This is a genomic window from Umezawaea sp. Da 62-37 (assembly GCF_032460545.1).
Classification (GTDB): domain Bacteria; phylum Actinomycetota; class Actinomycetes; order Mycobacteriales; family Pseudonocardiaceae; genus Umezawaea.
Map to the genome: position 1 here is coordinate 6118824 of NZ_CP135965.1, position 16806 is coordinate 6135629.

Below are 16806 nucleotides of genomic sequence, written 5' to 3' on the forward strand. Positions count from 1 at the left end.
CGACTAGCGTGGGAGAACTGACAGGACCCCAACGGGGTGGTGCTGCGGTGCGGAGACCCAGATCCGCGTGCCGTCGGGCGAGGCCTTCCATGAAAGGTCGAGCCGATGCCGCCACCCCGCCTAGCGTGAGAGGGACTCTGCATGCCCGACGCGACGACTGCGCCGAACGACACCCGTACCGTCGCGCTGCGCCATGAGGGCGGAGAGCTCGAGATGAATCTGGTGCAGGCCACCGAAGGTGCGCCTGGCATCGAACTCGGGAAACTGCTGTCGAAAACCGGTCTGGTAACACTGGACAGCGGATTCGTGAACACAGCCTCCTGCTCCTCTGAGATCACCTACATCGACGGTGACGCGGGAATCCTGCGTTATCGCGGTTACCCGATCGAGCAGCTCGCCGAGAAGTCGAACTTCAACGAGGTCAGCTACCTGCTGATCTACGGTGAGCTTCCGACGCAGGCGCAACTGGACGACTTCACGTCCAAGATCAGCAGGCACACCCTGCTGCACGAGGACCTCAAGAGGTTCTTCGACGGCTTCCCGCGCGACGCCCACCCCATGCCGGTGCTGTCCTCCGCGGTCTCCGCGCTGTCCACCTTCTACCAGGACAGCCTGAGCCCGTTCGACGCGACGCAGGTGGAGATCTCCACGATCCGCCTGCTCGCGAAGGTGCCGACCATAGCGGCGTACGCGTACAAGAAGTCCGTGGGCCAGCCGTTCCTCTACCCGGACAACTCGCTGGGTCTGGTGGAGAACTTCCTCCGCATGACCTTCGGGTTCCCCGCTGAGCCGTACGACGTCGACCCCGACCTGGTGAAGGCGCTCGACCTGCTCTTCATCCTGCACGCCGACCACGAGCAGAACTGCTCCACGTCGACCGTGCGCCTGGTCGGCTCCTCCGAGGCGAACCTGTTCGCCTCGATCTCCGCGGGCATCAACGCCCTGTTCGGCCCGCTGCACGGCGGCGCGAACAGCGCGGTGCTGGAGATGCTGGAGAAGATCCGCAACGACGGGGGTGACGTCACCGCCTTCGTGAACAAGGTCAAGAACAAGGAGGAGGGCGTCCGCCTGATGGGCTTCGGCCACCGGGTCTACAAGAACTACGACCCGCGTGCCGCGATCATCAAGAAGACGGCGGACGAGATCCTCGCCAAGCTCGGCGGCGACGACGAACTGCTGGAGATCGCCAAGAAGCTCGAAGAGGTCGCGCTCGCGGACGACTACTTCGTCTCCCGCAAGCTCTACCCGAACGTCGACTTCTACACCGGCCTGATCTACCGGGCCATGGGCTTCCCCACGAAGTTCTTCACGGTGCTGTTCGCCCTCGGCCGCCTCCCCGGCTGGATCGCGCACTGGCGCGAGATGATCCAGGACCCGGCCACCAAGATCGGCCGCCCGCGGCAGATCTACGTCGGCCCCGCGGAGCGCGACTTCCTCACGATGGACAAGAGGTAGTTCGAACGCGCACAAGGCCCGTACCTCCCGGAGGTGCGGGCCTTCGTCGTTCGGGGGTAATCCACCCGTGTGACCGTCATGCGGAGCCGCCGCCACCGGCTTAGCGTTGGACCGGTGTCCTCACCGACTGTCATCTGGTTCCGCCGCGACCTGCGCACCGCCGACCACCCGGCCCTGCTCAACGCGGCGGAGCGCTCGCCGTCCGCGCTTGGTCTGTTCGTGCTGGACGACCACCTGCTCGCCTCGGCGGGTCCGGCCCGCACCGACTTCCTGCACCGCTGCCTGACGGCGTTGGACCGGCAACTGGGCGGCAGGCTGCACGTGGTCCGCGGCAACCCGGTCGACGTGCTGCCGAAGGTGGTCGCCGACGTGGGGGCGGACAGCGTGCACATCTCCGCGGACTACGGCCCGTACGGCCGCAGGCGGGACGCGGCGGTGGAGGAAGCGTTGGGGGACACCGAACTCGTCCGTTCGGGCTCGCCGTACGCCGTGGCCCCCGGTCGGGTCCGCAAGGGCGACGGCGACCCGTTCAAGGTGTTCACGCCGTTCCGCAGGGCCTGGGTCGAGCACGGGTGGCGCAAGCCGGCGGACACCGACGAGTCCACTGTGGACTGGGTGAAGGGCAAGGGCGGCGAGAAGCTCCCGAAGGTGGAACCCGCCCCGGATCCCCTGCCGTTGTGGGAGAAGTTCCGCGACGAACGGCTGCCCGACTACAAGTCCGCCCGCGACCGACCGGACCTCGACGCCACCAGCAGGCTGTCCCCGTACCTGCGCTGGGGCCTGCTGCACCCGCGCACCCTGCTGGCGGAACTCGACGACAGCGAGGGCGCCGCCACGTTCCGCTCCGAGCTGGCGTGGCGCGAGTTCTACGCCGACGTCCTGTGGCACCGCCCGGAAACCGCCACGAAGAACTACGACGCCAAGTTCGACCGCATCGAGCACGACGACGACGACGGCCGCTTCGCCGCGTGGCAGGAGGGCAGGACCGGCTTCCCGATCGTCGACGCGGGCATGCGCCAGCTCCTCGCCGAGGGCTGGATGCACAACCGCGTGCGGATGATCGTCGCCAGCTTCCTGGTCAAGGACCTGCACCTGCCGTGGTGGCTGGGCGCCAGGCACTTCATGGACCACCTGATCGACGGCGACCTCGCCTCCAACCAGCACGGCTGGCAGTGGGTGGCCGGTTCGGGCACCGACGCGGCCCCGTACTTCCGCGTCTTCAACCCGATCACCCAGGGCGAGAAGTTCGACCCGTCCGGCGACTACGTCCGCCGGTACGTGCCGGAACTGCGCGGCGTCGAGGGCAAGGCCGTCCACCAGCCGCACGACCCGATCGTCGACCACGCCCACGAGCGCCAGGTCGCCCTCGCCCGCTACGGCGCCATCAAGTCCTGACCGCCGGACGTGCCCGAATGTGGAACTCGGGGTGTCCGAGCGTTCGACACGGGGTGTCCGGGGGTTCGACTCGCGGGTTAGCGGAGGGCGTCGCGGAGTTTTACGCGGGAGCCGCTGCGGAGGACGGCGTTGGAGTAGACCTTGCCGCCGAGCCAGGTCATCGCGCCGACGGCGCCGATGGCCAGGACGATCGACAGCAGCACCTGCCAGAGCGGTGCGACGCCGATCGCCATGCGTCCGGGCATCAGGATCGGCGCGAACGGCGGCAGCATCGACAGCACCGTGACGGTCGTCCCGGACGGGTCCGCGATCAGCAGGTTGATGCCCACCACGAACGCCACGATGATCACCGTGCTGATCGGGGTGATCACCGACTGGAGCTCCTCCTGGCGCGACACCAGCGACGCCGCCGCGGCGAACACCGTGGCGTACAGGAAGAAGCCGAGCAGGTACCAGAGCACGCCGGTGGCCAGCGCGCCGCCCGCGACGCCGGGCACGTCGACCGCGCCCGTCACCGAGCCGACGCCGAGGCCGACACCGCCGATCACCAGGAGCTGCACCAGGCCGACCGCGCCGAGGCCCATCACCTTGCCCAGCAGCAGTTGCCACGGCCGCAGCGTGGCCAGCAGGATCTCGACGACCCGGCTGGACTTCTCCTCCACCACGCCCTGCGCGACCATCATCCCGTAGACCAGCAGCGAGTAGTACAGCAGCGCGGCGATCACCAGGCCGATGACCAGCCGCTGGCCCTGCTGGGAGTCCTCGGGGGCGAGTTCGACCACGGTCACCCTGGCGGCCGCGATGTTCCTGGCGACCACGTTGGGGTCCAGGCCCGCCTCGGCGAGCTGGGCGTTGAGCACCTGCTGCTTCACGATCGCGTCCAGGGCGTTCTGCAGCTCGTTGTTCAGGTTCTCCTTCACCACGACCCGCAGCGCGTCCGGGGCGCCGGTGATCAGCACGTCGAGGTCGCCGTTGCGGACGTCCTCCTCGGCCTTGGCCGGATCGGTGACGTCCACGGTGGAGATGTCGCGGCCGAAGGCCTTCGCGGTGTCCCGCAACGGCTCCGCGAGCACGGTCGACTGGCCGCTCAACCCCACGGTGCTGCTGCTGGCCTGGTCGAACAGCACGGTCTGGAGCAGTGCGAACCCGGCGATCACCGCGACGATCACGACGGTGCCGATGACGAACGAGCGGGTGCGGACCTTGCCGAGGAACTCCCGCCTGGCGACCAGCAGCACGGCCCTGCTCGGGCTGAGTCGCCTCATGCCACACCTTCCTCGGTCACGACGTTGCGGAACAGCTCGGTCAGCGACGGCCGCTGCCTGCTGAACTCCCGGACCGGCCCGGTGGCCAGCGCGGCGCTCAGCACGGCCTGGTCGTCGGCCTCCGGGGTCAGCTCCAGCGTGGTCCGCGGCCCCCGGACCTCGACCACGCGCACACCGGGCACCCCGTCGGCCCAGCCCTCGACCGCGTCCGGCGCCTCCACGACGAGCCGGGTCTCCCCGCCCGCGCGCAGCTCGTCCACGGTCCCGCAGGCCACCATCGCTCCACTTCGGACGATGCCGATGCGGTCGCACAGCCGTTCCACCAGGTCCAGCTGGTGGCTGGAGAACACGACCGGCACACCGGCCGACGCCTTCTCCCGCAGCACCTGGCTCATCACGTCCACCGCGACCGGGTCGAGGCCTGAGAACGGCTCGTCGAGCACCAGCACGTCCGGCTCGTGCACCAGCGCCGCGGCCAGCTGCACGCGCTGCTGGTTGCCGAGGCTGAGCTTCTGCACCTCGTCGTTGCGGCGGTCGCGCACGCCGAGCCGCGCGATCCAGTTCTCCGCCGACCGGTGCGCGTCGTTCGTGGTGAGGCCGTGCAGCTCGGCCAGGTACACGAGCTGCTCCAGCACCTTCATCTTCGGGTAGAGCCCGCGCTCCTCCGGCATGTAGCCGATCCGGCGGCGGGTCTCGAAGGTGATGGGGGAGCCATTCCACCTGACCTCGCCCGAGTCCGCGGCGAGCACGCCCAGCGCGATCCGCATCGCGGTCGTCTTGCCCGCGCCGTTGCTGCCGACGAATCCGAACAGCTCACCCGCCCGGACCTCGAAGGTCATGTCCCGCAGGGCCACGACCTCGCCGTAGCGCTTGGAGATCCGGTCGATCTCCAGCACCCCCTCAGCCACGGTGCTCTCCTCCTGGTTGGTCACGCGCGTGCGATCCGCCGGACGGGTGGCATCGAGTGCGGCCGAACGGCTGTATCCCACCACATGTTCCCTGATCCAGAGGATTCCGATGACACGATACGGTCCGCGGAACCGAATCGGGTCGCCCGCGGTCCAACGTGTGTCGTGGGCGGTTGGCCCCGTTGTCGTCGAGGGGTGATCATGGAGCCTGACCAGTGGCTCGCGCAGTACGGTCGGAAGATCGAGCAGGCCAAGCAGAACGCGGCCCAGGCCGAGACGCAGCTCGGCGGGGTCGGCGGCAGCGCCACCTCGCCCGACGGGCTGATCACGGTCACGGTCAACGCCGCCGGCGCGCTGGAGAACCTCGTCCTGCGCCCCGGTGTCCGCGAGATGGACCCCGAGCGGATCGCCGGTGCGGTGCTCGCGGCTTCCGGTCAGGCGCAGCGCGCGGCGGCAGGCCGGGTGGTCGAGATCATGACCGAGTTCGTGGGCGACAGCCCCGCCCTCGACTTCGTGAAAGCGCAGATGCCACGCGGCTATTCGGGTGACGGCACGGATGTCGCGGAACCGGAACCGCAGCCGCAGCGTCGGGACACCAGGCCGGATGACGACTACTTCACGAATCCGCCGGAAGTCATGGGCTGAGCAGAGGGGTGCTGAGGATGTTCGACTCCTTCAACGTGAGTCCGGCCGACGTGAGGGCGCACGCCTCCGCGGTCGACCAGCTGAGCCAGCGGATGGTCGCGGCCACCAACACCGCCGATCCGTCGCTGTCCACCGAGGCGTTCGGGATCTTCGGCAGCTTCCTGGCCGAGTTCATCCTCAAGGCCGCGGGCAACTCCCAGGACATCCTGGGCAAGGCCACCACGACCGTCAACGACATGGCGGTCGGGCTCAAGGAGGTCGCGGACCTCTACGAGGCCATCGACCGCGACAACGCACTCGGGTTCCTCGGGAAGGCCAACTCATGACCGCGCCCGCATCGTCGTCCTCGTCGTCGACCACGCAGGGCCGCGACCCGGCGAACCTGTTCAAGGACGTCAAGGGCACCGTCGCCGCCGTCGAGAGCGGCGACTGGGTCACCGCGGGCCTGGGCATCGCGAACACGGCGATGGACATTGTGGGACTGGCGAGCAACCCGCTGAGCGGGTTCCTGTCGGCCGGGTTCAGCTGGGCGATCGAGCACGTGGACTTCCTGCGCGAGCCGTTCGACGCGCTGCTCGGGGACCCGCAGGCGATCTCGAAGATGGCCGAGAACTGGAAGTCCGCCGGTACGCAGGTCACGTCCGTGGCGGCGGACTACCGGCAGCAGTCGGTGCAGCAGACCTCGGGGTGGACGGGCAAGACCGCGGACGCCTACCGGACCGCGAGCGCGAACCAGTCGACCGGCCTCGAGACGCTGGCGAAGGCCGCCTCGGGGATCTCGGGCGCCGTCCAGGGCGCCGGGCAGCTGGTGGCCGCCGTCCGCAAGATGATCATGGACCTGATCTCGGACGCCGTGGCGAAGATGGTCATGAAGATCATCCAGTGGCTGGCGGCGTCGTTCTGCACCTTCGGCGCGGCGATCGGCGCGGCCATCGCGGACATCGTGACCATGGCGTGCAACTACGCCAAGAAGCTGTCGGACTTCCTGAGCAAGCTGGCGTCGTCGCTGACCAAGCTGATGAACCTGGTCAAGCAGGTCACCCAGATCGCCCAGGTCGCGAAGCAGGTCGTCGAGGCCATCACCGCCATGAGCCACAAGGGCGCCGCCGGTGGTGGCGCGGGAGCCGGGCCCTCCAGCACGCGGCCGTCCGCGGGCGGGCTGGGGCTGACCGGTGAGCAGCTCGACCAGATGAACCGGAACGCGAACCAGCAGTACACCAACCCCGGCTCGACGACCGGCGGGACCACCGGCACCAGCGGCGCTTCCGGTGGCGCCGGGAGCGGCGGTGGCGGCACGGTGTCCGCGCCGCCGTCCGTCGGCGGTGGCACGAGCGGTGGCGGGCACTGGGAGCCCGGCCGGTGGGTGCCGGACGCGCCCGCCGCCGGAACCGGTGGCCCGGTGGCACTGCCGCCGTCCGTCGGTGGCGGCAGCGGTGGCGGGGTCGGCACGGGCGGCGGCGCGGTCTACCGGCCCTTGCCCTCGATCCCCGGCACCGACCCGGTGCGGCCCGTCCACACCCCGGCCGCTTCCCTTGGCACGTCGGGGGATCTGCACACGACTTCCACGAACGTGCCCGGTTCCGGCTCCTTCGCGGGCCTGTCCGGCAGCCTCTCCGGCGGTGGCTCGGGTGGTGGCGCGGGCTTCTCGGGTGGCGGTGCGGCCTTCTCCGGTGGTGGCACCGGGTCCGCGGGCGCGAGCGGGGGCGGCGGTGCCGGGCCGACGCAGCACGGTGGTGCCACGGGGATCCTGCCGTCCAGCGCGCCTGGGCACCCGACGCTCGCCGGTGGTGGCGGTGGCGGAGCGCCCGGTGGCGGTGGCGCCGGTGGTGGCGCGGGCGGCGGCGGCATGATGGGCGGTGCCCCGATGGGCGGCGGCGGTCAGGGCGGCGGTGGCAAGGACCACCAGCGCAAGGTCCGCCTCGAGGGCGACGAGCTGATGGAGCCGCCGAAGGCCGCGAAGCCGGTCATCGGCGAGTAGGCCGAGCGGCCCCGGTCCACCGCGCGGTGGACCGGGGCCCGCGCTCACGCGTGCGCGGCCAGCAGTGCGGCCACGGCCGGTTCCGCGGCGGCGCGTTCCGCCGGTACCAGGCCGATCCGGGTCCGCCGGTCCAGCACGTCGTCGGCGTCCAGCGCCCCTTCGTGCCGCACGGCCCAGACGACCTCGGCCGCGGTGATGTCGCCGGACACGCGTTCCGGCAGGTCCAGCGCGGCTACGGCGGCCGCTTCGGTGCCGTACCGGGTGATCAGCCGGTACGGCGCGGCGGTCGTGGCTCCCGCGCCGACGAGCGGCAGGTTCGCCGTCCGGCAGGGACCAGCGGTGAGGCCGCGGAGCGCGATGGCCGCGTCCACCGCGTCGGCGGCCATGCGCCGGTAGGTCGTGAGCTTCCCGCCCACGACGGTCAGGACCCCGTCCGCGGACGTCAGCACGGCGTGCCTGCGGGACAGGTCCGCGCCACGGGTGCCTGCGCCCGCCAGCAGTGGACGCAGGCCGGCGAAGGAGCCGAGCACGTCGGAGGGCTCCAGTTCCCGTTCCAGCACGGAGGAAGCCACCGCGAGCAGGAAGTCCACATCGGACTGCGGCACCTCCGGGACGTCGGGTACGGGGCCGTCCACGAGCTCGTCGGTCAGGCCCACGTAGACGCGGCCGTCCTGCTGCGGCAGCACCAGCGCGTAGCGGTTGCGCTCACCGGGCACGGGCATGGTCAGCGACGTGCCGTGCACGCCCATGGCCCTGCCGTCCAGGACGAGGTGCGAGCCGCGGGACGGGCGCAGGCGCACCGAGTCGACCAGCTGCCCCGACCAGACGCCCGCCGCGTTCACGACCGACCGCGCGTGCACCTCGAAGTGGTTGCCGGACAGGGTGTCCACGACCTCGGCGCCCCGACCGGTCAGCGCGGTGACCTTCGCCCTGGTGATCACCCGCGCGCCCAGGCCCGCCGCGGTGCGGGCCAGCGCCAGCACGAGCCGGGCGTCGTCGACCAGCTGCCCGTCGAAGCCGAGGAGACCGCCGCGCAGACCCGCGCGGCGCAGGCCGGGAGCGAGCGCGAGGGCTTCGGCGGCGGGCACCCGGCGCGGTGGGGGCAGCAGGCCGCGGGGGGTGCGGGCCGCGCGGCGGAGCAGGTCGCCCGCGCGGAAGCCCGCCATGATCCTGGTGCCGCGGTCGCCGTACAGCGGGACCAGCTGGGGGAGCGCCCGGACGAGGTGCGGGGCGGTGCGGGTCATCAGGATGCCGCGTTCCACCGCGCTCTCGCGGGCCAGGCCCAGTTCGCCCTGCGCGAGGTAGCGCAGGCCGCCGTGGACCAGCTTGCTCGACCACCGCGAGGTGCCGAACGCGAGGTCGTGGGCTTCCAGCAGGCACACGGACAGGCCGCGCGAGGCCGCGTCCAGCGCCACGCCCGCGCCGGTCACGCCGCCGCCGACGACGAGGAGGTCGACCACCTCGCCCGCGGCCATCCCGGCGATCTCCCCGGTGCGCCGGGCGGCGTTCAGCGACGTGCTCACGTGAGCGCCGCGTCGAGGAAGCGCGCCAGCTCGTCCAGCAGGTCCTCGAAGTCGAGGCCCGTGGTGGCGGGGCGGACGGACAGGACCATGGTCTGCGTGGTGAGCAGGACCAAGCGGGCCTGGGTCTTCGGGTCGCCCGCCCGCACCGAGCCGTCCTCGTGGCCGGCGGCCAGCGCGTCGACGAGGAACGCCTCGACCAGCACCTGCGTGCTGCCGAGCCGTTCGACCAGGTACGGGAGCATCAGCTCGGCGTCCAGGTCCAGCACGCGGCGCATCAGCGGGTTCCCGGCCAGCAGGCGGACCGACTCGACAGCGTGGTGCACGAGCCGGGCGCGCGCGGTGCCGGTGGTCGGCCCTGAGGCCTCCACGCCGTGCAGCAGCGCGGCGAACTCCCTGGTCATCAGGGTCCTGACCAGGCTGCGCACGTCCGGGTAGCGGCGGTAGAGGGTCATCCGGCTGACCCCGGCCCGCTTGGCCACGTCGGTCAGGGTCGTGCGTCGGACGCCGACCTCCACGACGCAGTCGCGGGCGGCGTCCAGCAGGGCGTCATCTGTGTGACGTTGGGACGTCATGTGTAACACTGTACCCATGGTGGAGCGCATCGACCAAGACCTGCGCGGCGGCTGGAGCCCTTCCGGGGCGGAGCTGCCGCCCCACGCGCTGCGGTGGCTCGGCGAGCGGATCGGACTGCGGCCCGGCCGCACGCCCGCCGCGCCCGCGACCGCGCTGGAGGTCGGCCCGTCGGCCTTGACCGACGCCGCCCGCGACGCGCTCGCGGAGGTCGTGGGGCAGGGGCACGTCCGGGTCGACCGGACCTCCCGGCTCGGCCACGCGGGCGGACTGTCCTACGTGGACCTGCTGCGCTACCGCGCAGGCGGGGAACTGGCCGTGCCGGACGGCGTGGTGCTGCCCGCCAATCCGGAGCAGGTCGTGGCGGTGCTGGAGGCGTGCGTCGAGCACGACCTGGCCGTGGTGCCGTTCGGCGGCGGCACGTCCGTGGTCGGCGGCGTGGCCGCGCTGCGCGGGGACAAGGCCGCCGTCGTGGCGCTGGACCTGGGCGGGCTCGACCGGCTGGTGTCGGTCGACCCGGTGTCGCGGATCGCGGTGCTCCAGGCCGGGGTGACGGCGCCGGACGCGGAACGGCTGCTGGCGCCGCACGGGCTGACCGTCGGGCACGTGCCGCAGTCGTTCGAGCGGGCCACGATCGGCGGTTTCGCGGCCACCAGGTCGGCGGGGCAGGCGTCGTCGGGGTACGGCCGGTTCGAGGACATGGTCGAGGGCGTCCGGGTGGCCACGCCGCTGGGCGAGTGGCGGCTGGGCGCGGCGCCCGCGTCGGCGGCGGGCCCGGACCTGCGCGAACTGGTCGTGGGCAGCGAGGGCGCGTTCGGCGTGATCACCGAGGTGTCGCTGCGGGTGCGCCCGAAGCCCGTCCTGGAGCGGTACGAGGGGTTCTTCGTCGACGGCTGGGAAGCGGGCTCGGCGATCGTGCGGGCGTTGGCGCAGCACCGCGTGCTGGCCGACGTGACACGACTGTCCGATGAGGACGAGACCGACGTGTCCCTTGCGCTGTCGGGAGGAGCGAAGTCCGCGGCCCTGCGGGCCTACCTCAGGGCGCGCGGGGTGCGGCGGCCGTGCATGCTGGTCCTCGGCTGGCACGCGGGGTCGAAGCGCGAGCTGAAGGCGCGCCGGGCGGCGACGTCGGCGCTGGTCCGCGGCGCGGTCCGGCTGGGAACGCCGCTGGGCGAGACGTGGCGGCACGGCCGGTTCAACGGCCCGAGGCAGCGCGACGTGCTGCTGGACGTCGGCGTGTGCGTGGAGACGCTGGAGACCGCCACCCACTGGTCGCGGCTGACCGGGCTGCGCGACGCGGTGCGCGAGGCCGTGCGGGACGCGCTCGGGCGGACGGTGGTCATGTGCCACATCTCGCACGCCTACGAGACCGGCGCGTCGCTGTACTTCACCGTCCTGGCGCCCCGCGACGCCGACGACCCCGTTGGGCAGTGGCAGGTCGCCAAGGCGGCCGCCAGCGAGGCCATCGCGGGCGTCGGCACCATCAGCCACCACCACGCGGTGGGCGTCGACCACGCGCCGTACCTGGAGGCGGAGATCGGGGCGCTGGGCGTGGACGTGCTGGCGGCCGTCAAGCACGCCCTCGACCCGACCGGCGTGCTCAACCCCGGCAAGCTCATCGCGCACGGGCGATTCCGGGGTTAGCCTCTGGCGATGACCGGTGACCTGCTGATCCGTTCTGTCCGCCCCTGGCCGGACGGTCGCGAGGCGGCCGAGGTGGACGTGCTCTGCCTGGCCGGGCACGTGTCGGCCGTCGGGGTCGGCCTCGAGGCGCCGAGGGGCGTTCCGGAGGTCGACGGCGCGGGCGGTGTGCTGCTGCCGTCGTTCACCGACGCGCACGCGCACCTCGACTCGACCCGGCTCGGGCTGCCGTTCCGCCCGCACAGCGCGGGGGTCGGGCTGGCGGAGCTGATCGACAACGACCGGCGGAACTGGCGGTCGGCCGAGCAGGACGTCGCGACCAGGGCCACGTACGCGCTGGGGCGGACCATCGCGGCGGGGGCGACGTTCGTCCGCAGCCACGCGCAGGTGGATGTGGACTCGGGGTTGGAGCGCCTGGAGGGTGTGCTGGCGGCGCGGGAGGCGCACGCCTCGCGGGCGTCGGTGCAGGTGGTGGCGTTCCCGCAGTGCGGGATCCTGCGCGAGAAGGGGACCGCCGAGCTGCTGGAGGCCGCGCTGCTGGCGGGGGCCGACCTGATCGGCGGGCTCGACCCGGCGGGTTACGACCGGGATCCGGTGAAGCACCTGGACGTGGTGTTCGGGTTGGCGGACAAGCACCAGCGCGGGGTGGACGTCCACCTGCACGACGCGGGGTCGTTGGGGGCGTTCCAGGTCGAGCTGATCTGCGAACGGGTGGCGGCGCTGGACATGCGGGGCGATGTGACGATCAGCCATTGCTTCGCGTTGTCCACTGTGGAGGAAGACCGGCGGCGGCGGTTGGTGGACATGTTGGTGGAGAACGACGTCGCGGTCACGACGGTGGCGCCGGGGGTGAGGGAGCCGTTGCCGTTGAGGCAGTTGCGCTGGGAGGGGGTGCGTCTTGGGCTTGGGCAGGACGGGATGAGGGACTACTGGTCGCCGTACGGGAACGGGGACATGTTGGAGCGGACCTGGCAGTTGGCTTATCGGAGCGGGTTCCGGGATGACTCGTTGGTGGAGATGTGTGTGGATATTGCTACTCGGGGTGGGGCTTCGGTGATGGGGGAGACCGGACACGGGGTGACTGAGGGGGCGCAGGCGGATTTGGTGGTGGTCCCCGGCGACTCGGTGACGGCCGCGGTGATGGACCGCGCGCCCCGGACCCTTGTGGTGCATCGGGGGAATGTGGTGGCGGTGGGTGGGGAGTTGGTGGGGTGAGGGTGGGTTTTGCTTTGCGGGAGGCGAAGCCCGGCCCCCGCAGCGCGATTGTCTCAATGCACCACCACCGTTTGTCAAGGCGGGAAAGATGCCTTGACAAACGGTGGTGGTGCAGGAGGGCGCTGTGTATCGGGGGCAGGGGGAGGTCTGGCTTCGCTGGTGTCGGCTCGGTTGGTTAGGTGGCTGGCGTTCCGCATCGGACGGATTGGGCGTCCGGTGGTCCGCATCGGACGGATTGGGCGTCCGGTGGTCCGCGTCGGACGGATAGGGCATCCGGTGTCGGGCAGGGCGTCCGGTGGTTCGCGTCGGACGGTTAGGTGGTTGCTAGGCCAGTTTTACGAGCATTTTGCCGGTGTTCTCGCCGCGGAGCATGCCCAGGAAGGCGGACGGGGCCTTGGCGACGCCGCCTTCGACGAGGGTTTCGTCGTACTTGAGCTTGTCGTCGGCGATCCAGTTGCCGACCTCCTTGACGAACTGCTCGCGGAGGTCGCCGTGGTCGTTGGCGAGCATGCCGCGCAGCGTGAGCCGCTTGCCGATGGCCAGTGCCAGGTTGTTGGGGCCTGCGGTCGCGCTGGTGGAGTTGTACTGGGAGATGGCTCCGCACAGCACCACGCGGCCGCGTAGGCGGAGCAGGGTGATGGCGGCTTCCAGGTGTTCGCCGCCGACGTTGTCGAAGTAGAGGTCGATGCCGTCGGGGGCGAGTTCGGCCAGGTGCTTGATGACCGGGCCCTCGTCCTTGTAGTTGAAGGCGGCGTCGAAGCCGAGGTCGTCGACGAGGTGGCGGACCTTTTCGGCGGAGCCCGCGCTGCCGATGACCTTGGAGGCGCCGCGCAGCTTCGCGACCTGGCCGACGATGGCGCCGACCGCGCCCGCCGCGCCGGACACGAAGACGACGTCGCCCTCCTTGAACTCGCCGACCCGCAGCAGGCCCGCGTAGGCGGTGAGGCCCGGCATGCCGAGAACGCCGAGGTAGGCGCTGAGGGGGGCGACGGAGGAGTCCACCTTGACGGCGTGGTCGGCTCCGACGATCGCGTACTCGCGCCAGCCCTTGCCGTGCAGCACGTTGTCGCCGACGGCGAACTCGGGGGAGTTGGAGGCCACGACCTCGCCGACGGCGCCGCCGTCGAGCGGTTCGCCGATCTGGAACGGGGGCACGTAGGACTTGGTGTCGTTCATCCGGCCGCGCATGTAGGGGTCGACGCTCATGACCAGGTTGCGGACCAGGATCTCGCCGTCGCCCGGTTCGGGTACCGCGACCTCGGCCACCTCGAAGTTCAGCTCGGTCGGCCACCCCTGCGGGCGTGACGCGAGGTGGATCTCCAGGGCGGTGTTCGGCACGGACATGTGGCGACCTCTCTACTTGCGGAACTGATTTGTCTCGAAGCTGGCCTGCACTTCAACGTCCCCAGCGTCCCCCGGTGTTCCCGGTTCCGCAGATCCTGAGTGTGAACCGGCACCAGGCGGCCGAACACCCCTGATCAGCCCCTATCGCCGTCGTGGCGGGCGCGCGGCCGCGACCTCGGCGGGGAGCAGGATCGTCACGCCCCGGTACCGGAAGCCCAGCCCGCGGTAGACGGTGATGGCCGCGTCGTTCTCCCGGTCGACCATCAGGGCGCACGCCGGGTGCTCGGCCAGCAGCGCGTGCACCACGAAGGAGCACAACGCCTTCGAGAGCCCGCGCCTGCGGAAGTCCGGGTGCGTCACCACGCCTGCGACGAACCCGACGTGCGGCGCGCTCCACGCGTCCGCGCCCACCGCGACCAGTTCGCCGTCGACGTGCGCGCCTGCCCAGCGGCGGGCGCCGGGTTCGCGCGGTACGACGTAGGCGTTCGGGTTCACCTTGCGCAGCAGTGCTTCCGCCTGGTCCAGCTCGCCGTCGCGCAGCCAGCGCACCCCCGGCGCCGAGGGCAGCGGGCCGGTGCTCTCCATCCAGCCGAAGCCCGCCCACGCCACCACGTCCGGCACCAGTGCCGTGACGGGGGCGGCGAGCTCGTCGGGTACCAGCGGGTTCAGGTCGGGGCCGTGGGCGCGCGCCTGGTCGTGCAGGATCGCGGCGATCCCCTCGGGCGGACCGGCGAGCACGAGTCGTTCCCGGCGGTTCAGGCCCGGCGCCAGCACGCCCACCGCGCCGCCGTGCTCCCACGCGGCCCCTCCGGGCGCCGGATGGGCCGCCAACAGCGCCTGGGAGGCCCAACGGGGCAACAGGTCGGGGGTCGCGTCGGCTACGGCGTCAGGGGAGTGTAGGGCGCGCATACCGGCATCAGATCAGGAGAGCGCGCCGGTGCGCCAAGCCCAAGCCGCGATCTCCACGCGGTTGCGGGCGCCGAGCTTGCCCTGCACCGACGCGAGGTGCGTCTTCACCGTGGACAGCGACAGGAACAGGGCCGCGCCGATCTCCGCGTTGGTGGAGCCCTTCGCGACCTCGCGCACCACGTCCAGCTCGCGCTCGGTCAGCTGCTCGGCCGGGCGGTCCGGCGCGGGGCCGGTGGACCGGGTGAAGTGCGACAGCATCCGCACGGTGATCTGCGGGCTGATCAGCGCGTCCCCGCGCACCGCCGCGCGCACGGCCTCGACCAGCAGCGCCGGGCCCGCGTCCTTCAGCAGGAACCCGCTCGCCCCGGACCCCAGCGCGCTGTGCACGTACTCGTCCAGGTCGAACGTGGTCACCACGACGACCTTGACCGGGTCCGGCACGCCGGGACCGGTGAGCTGCCGGGTGACCTCCAGGCCGTCGATGCCGGGCATCCGGATGTCCACCAGGCACACGTCCGGCCGCAGCTCGCGGGCCTTCGCCACGGCGGAGACGCCGTCCGGCACGTCCGCGACGACCTCGATGTCCGGCTGGTGCTCCAGGATCATCCGGAACCCGATCCGCACCATCTCCTGGTCGTCAGCGATCAGGACCCGAATCGTCATCGCGCGCCCCCCTCGACCGGCAGTTCGGCCAGCACCCGCCAGCCGCGGACCCCGGTGGGCCCGGCCGAGAACGCGCCGCCGAGCATCTCCACCCGTTCCCGCATGCCGATCAGACCGTAGCCGCCCGAACCCCCGACCGGCTCGACGGGCGCACCGGGACCGTCGTCGCGGACCAGCAGCCGGACCCGACCGTCCTCCTCGGACAGCTCGACGGCCACCTCGGTGGCGCTGGCCGCGTGCTTCTGCACGTTCGTCAGCGATTCCTGCACCAGCCGCAGGATCGACCGCGCCACCTCGGGCGGCACCGGCCCCGGCAGGTCCATCCGCAGCTCCACCGGTGTGCCGACGTCCCGCGCCTGCGCCACCGCGGCCCGCAGGTCCGCGTCGAGGTCCGTCGTCGCGACCTCCGCCGCACCGACCCGCGAACCCTCGTCGCGCAGCGTCCCGACCAGCCGCCGCATCGCCGTCAGCGCGTCGCTGCCGCTGCGCGCGATGCCGGGCAGCAGGCGGTGCGCGGCGAGCGGGTCGGCGTCCGCGACGGTCAGCGCGGCCTGCGCCTGGACGACGATGCCGGTCACGTGGTGGGCGACCACGTCGTGCAGCTCGCGGGCGAGCGCGATCCGCTCCTGCTGCTGGGCGGCCGAGACGGCGACGTGGAGCGACCGCTCGCGGTCGGCGTCGCGAGCCCGGAAGTACAGGCCCGCTCCGATGGCCAGCGCCAGCAGCATGGCGGTGGAGAAGACGTCGGACGGGGTGAACACGTCGTAGGTCGGCGTGGTGTCGCGGGCGATCGAGGCGTGGACGGCGGCGGCGACCATGAGGGCCACCGCGACCGCGGACTGCTCGCCGGGGGACTGGCGGACCACCACGGCGGTGATGACCATGCAAGCGAGCGTCTCGGCGGGGGACAGGGGGCTGAAGTACGCGAGCGTGGAGGCGCCGAGCAGGCCGGACCAGAAGGTGGTGAGGAGGACGGACGCGGCGGCTGCGCAGGCGGCGGCGACCGGTTTGCGGACGGAGAGGACGGCGAAGAGGCAGGTGAGGACGGTGGGAGCCCAGGCGGTGAGCGCCCGGTAGCCCTGGTAGCGGAAGAGGGCCAGTTCGAAGGCCAGCACGACGGTGAACAGCCCGGCCGCGGGCCAGAGCCCGTGGGTCCAGGTCCTTGTGCGAGTCAGCAGTCCGTCCACCCCGGACACGCTACGGCCGGGCGGGGGTCGGAACGGTCGGCCGAACGGCCAAGACCTACCTCAGCCATCCGGCCGACCCCCGCGAGTCGAACCCCCAGACACCCCGAG

15 protein-coding genes are annotated in these 16806 nt (G+C 71.8%); 7 read left to right on the forward strand and 8 right to left on the reverse strand.

What is annotated here, in order from left to right:
• The first annotated feature begins 141 nt into the window (after positions 1 to 141).
• A complete protein-coding gene (locus RM788_RS28175) occupies positions 142 to 1455 on the forward strand; it encodes a citrate synthase (protein ID WP_106185496.1) in 1314 nt (437 codons plus the stop codon).
• Positions 1456 to 1533: 78 nt separating this feature from the next.
• Positions 1534 to 2850: a cryptochrome/photolyase family protein gene (locus RM788_RS28180; protein WP_399345100.1), complete on the forward strand. Its 1317-nt coding sequence runs from the start codon at positions 1534 to 1536 to the stop codon at positions 2848 to 2850.
• 77 nt (positions 2851 to 2927) lie between these two features.
• On the opposite strand, the gene RM788_RS28185 is transcribed toward RM788_RS28180, so the two are convergent.
• A complete protein-coding gene (locus tag RM788_RS28185; protein ID WP_315920595.1) occupies positions 2928 to 4115 on the reverse strand; it encodes an ABC transporter permease in 1188 nt (395 codons plus the stop codon).
• Positions 4112 to 5023: an ABC transporter ATP-binding protein gene (locus RM788_RS28190; protein WP_315920597.1), complete on the reverse strand. Its 912-nt coding sequence runs from the start codon at positions 5021 to 5023 to the stop codon at positions 4112 to 4114. The genes RM788_RS28185 and RM788_RS28190 overlap by 4 nt, the downstream gene beginning before the upstream one ends.
• Positions 5024 to 5224: 201 nt before the next feature.
• Here RM788_RS28190 and RM788_RS28195 point away from each other — a divergent pair, with 201 nt between their 5' ends.
• Genes RM788_RS28195 through RM788_RS28205 form a run of 3 tightly spaced genes read left to right on the forward strand, consistent with a single transcriptional unit; the run spans position 5225 to position 7646 of the window.
• Positions 5225 to 5668, forward strand: coding sequence for a YbaB/EbfC family nucleoid-associated protein (locus RM788_RS28195; protein WP_315920599.1), 444 nt, complete (start codon positions 5225 to 5227; stop codon positions 5666 to 5668).
• A 17-nt stretch (positions 5669 to 5685) separates the two neighbouring features.
• A complete protein-coding gene (locus RM788_RS28200) occupies positions 5686 to 5994 on the forward strand; it encodes a type VII secretion target (RefSeq protein ID WP_315920601.1) in 309 nt (102 codons plus the stop codon).
• On the forward strand, positions 5991 to 7646 hold the full coding sequence (locus RM788_RS28205) for a WXG100 family type VII secretion target (RefSeq protein ID WP_315920603.1): 1656 nt from the start codon (positions 5991 to 5993) through the stop codon (positions 7644 to 7646). The genes RM788_RS28200 and RM788_RS28205 overlap by 4 nt, the downstream gene beginning before the upstream one ends.
• 44 nt (positions 7647 to 7690) lie before the next feature.
• Here RM788_RS28205 and RM788_RS28210 read toward each other — a convergent pair whose 3' ends face one another.
• Both RM788_RS28210 and RM788_RS28215 read right to left on the reverse strand, forming a co-directional pair.
• Positions 7691 to 9121 carry a glycerol-3-phosphate dehydrogenase/oxidase gene (locus tag RM788_RS28210; RefSeq protein ID WP_315934787.1) on the reverse strand — a complete coding sequence of 477 codons (1431 nt, stop codon included), beginning with the start codon at positions 9119 to 9121 and terminating at the stop codon, positions 7691 to 7693.
• A 44-nt stretch (positions 9122 to 9165) separates the two neighbouring features.
• Complete coding sequence (locus tag RM788_RS28215; protein WP_315920605.1) at positions 9166 to 9741, reverse strand: TetR/AcrR family transcriptional regulator; 576 nt, start codon at positions 9739 to 9741, stop codon at positions 9166 to 9168.
• Positions 9742 to 9757: 16 nt separating this feature from the next.
• Here RM788_RS28215 and RM788_RS28220 point away from each other — a divergent pair, with 16 nt between their 5' ends.
• A complete protein-coding gene (locus tag RM788_RS28220; RefSeq protein ID WP_315920607.1) occupies positions 9758 to 11383 on the forward strand; it encodes an FAD-binding oxidoreductase in 1626 nt (541 codons plus the stop codon).
• 9 nt (positions 11384 to 11392) lie between these two features.
• Entirely contained in the window at positions 11393 to 12595 is a 1203-nt protein-coding gene (locus tag RM788_RS28225) for an amidohydrolase (RefSeq protein WP_315920609.1), read from the forward strand.
• Between the two features lie 324 nt (positions 12596 to 12919).
• Here RM788_RS28225 and RM788_RS28230 read toward each other — a convergent pair whose 3' ends face one another.
• The 4 genes from RM788_RS28230 to RM788_RS28245 form a co-directional block, all read right to left on the reverse strand.
• Positions 12920 to 13939 (reverse strand): NADP-dependent oxidoreductase, encoded by a 1020-nt coding sequence (locus RM788_RS28230; RefSeq protein ID WP_315920611.1) that lies wholly within the window; start codon positions 13937 to 13939, stop codon positions 12920 to 12922.
• Between the two features lie 141 nt (positions 13940 to 14080).
• A complete protein-coding gene (locus RM788_RS28235) occupies positions 14081 to 14848 on the reverse strand; it encodes a GNAT family N-acetyltransferase (protein WP_315920613.1) in 768 nt (255 codons plus the stop codon).
• Positions 14849 to 14860: 12 nt separating this feature from the next.
• A complete protein-coding gene (locus tag RM788_RS28240; protein WP_315920615.1) occupies positions 14861 to 15511 on the reverse strand; it encodes a response regulator in 651 nt (216 codons plus the stop codon).
• Positions 15508 to 16698, reverse strand: coding sequence for a sensor histidine kinase (locus RM788_RS28245; protein ID WP_315920617.1), 1191 nt, complete (start codon positions 16696 to 16698; stop codon positions 15508 to 15510). The genes RM788_RS28240 and RM788_RS28245 overlap by 4 nt, the downstream gene beginning before the upstream one ends.
• Between the last annotated feature and the right edge of the window lie 108 nt (positions 16699 to 16806).